Raw genomic sequence first — 1,456 nt, forward strand, 5'->3', positions numbered from 1 at the left:
GGGGGGGGGGGTACAGGCTCAGGAGTGGTTTTTCCAGAAACCTGGCTACTGGAAAAGGAAGGCCGAAAAAAACAGGCTGGAAAAAGTATACGGAACGATTTCTTAACAAAATGTGAACAAACACTGTGATCCATTGGGGGTGTAGATCGCTCTTCATTTCGCCACCCTGCCTGGCTTTTAAAGCCCTGTGAGCCCCTGATTGAAACGCACAGTTTTCCCCTCGATTTCTGCAAAACGTTCGGTGCCTGGAAGGATCGTGCTTTGCTCCGGCGTCGCTCTCGTTGTTCTGTTATTTGTCGGTGGTTATTGGTTGTTCACACCACCATCGCCCTATGTTCCGCTGAGCGGTCTGGACCCTGCATCAGTGTCGATGATCGCGGTGGGTGATCAGGGCAGTGGTGACTTGCAACAGTGGCGGGTAGGGCAAGCCATGGAGCGGGTTGCGTCCAGAGAGGGGCGCCTGGACATGGTGGTGTTCCTGGGCGACAACTTCTACGGCAAGCCATTGACCAGTACCCACGACTTCCACTGGGAAACCCGATTCGAGCGTGTCTATTGGGGGCGCTGGCTCAGCCATGTGCCGTTTTACGCGGTGCTGGGTAACCACGATTACCCGGTGTCGCAAAAATACGAGATTGAGTACGGCCAACAGCACAAGGGGTCAGGTCGCTGGCAGATGCCGGCGAATTTCTACGTCAGGGATTTCGGTAACGTCGACGGGCGGCCATTGGTGCGGATGGTGTTCCTCGATACCTCGGCGCCACGTGAACGTTTGCAGCAGCAAATCGACTTTATCGATCAGGCGTTCCAGGCACCCGGACCGGCGCCGGTTTGGCGAATAGCCGCGTCCCATCATCCGGTGCGCAATCAAGGCGAGCATGGCGAGGAGTCGGATCTGGTCACCCGGCTCTTGCCAGTGCTGGAACGCAACCACGTCGATATGCTTTTGTCAGGTCATGATCACAACCAGCAATTGCTGTTGCGTGCAGGTGAACCCGCGTGGGTCATTTCCGGGGCGGGTGGCAAGAGGCTGAGTGCTGTGAACGTGCCAACACCGGATAGCACGTTTACTGCGTCGCGGGCTGGTTTTGCCAAGCTCGACCTGAGTGCCACTCAATTGCGGCTGGGTTATTACAACGACCGAGGCGAGCTGGAATCCGGCTATCGCTGGGCCAGAGACTGCCAGTGGATGGCCAAAGGCTGTTTGCTGCCCGAGCAGTCGCAAGGGAGCGTCACGCAGTTGGCACAGTGATGGACGGTGTCGGCCAGATACAACCAGCGGTGGTCGTCAGGCAAATTCGCAGGCAAAAAAAAGCCCGCGGGAGGGCGGGCAAACCGTAGTTTCTTGAATGAGCGAGGGCAATGTACAGGCAGCAGCGGAACTGTGGGGTGAAGAAAAATTCATCTCGATCAACGCCCCGCGCCGGAGCCTGCCACACCGCTACGGCAGGGGATC

The 1,456-nt window shown here is 57.4% G+C and carries 1 protein-coding gene; it reads left to right on the forward strand.

The window, feature by feature from the left end:
- Nucleotides 1-310: 310 nt before the first annotated feature.
- Nucleotides 311-1,252: a metallophosphoesterase gene (locus tag PMI29_RS0130455; protein WP_238541695.1), complete on the forward strand. Its 942-nt coding sequence runs from the start codon at nt 311-313 to the stop codon at nt 1,250-1,252.
- Nucleotides 1,253-1,456 lie beyond the last annotated feature (204 nt).

It is taken from the genome of Pseudomonas sp. GM49 (assembly GCF_000282355.1).
In the GTDB taxonomy this organism is placed as follows: Bacteria; Pseudomonadota; Gammaproteobacteria; order Pseudomonadales; family Pseudomonadaceae; genus Aquipseudomonas.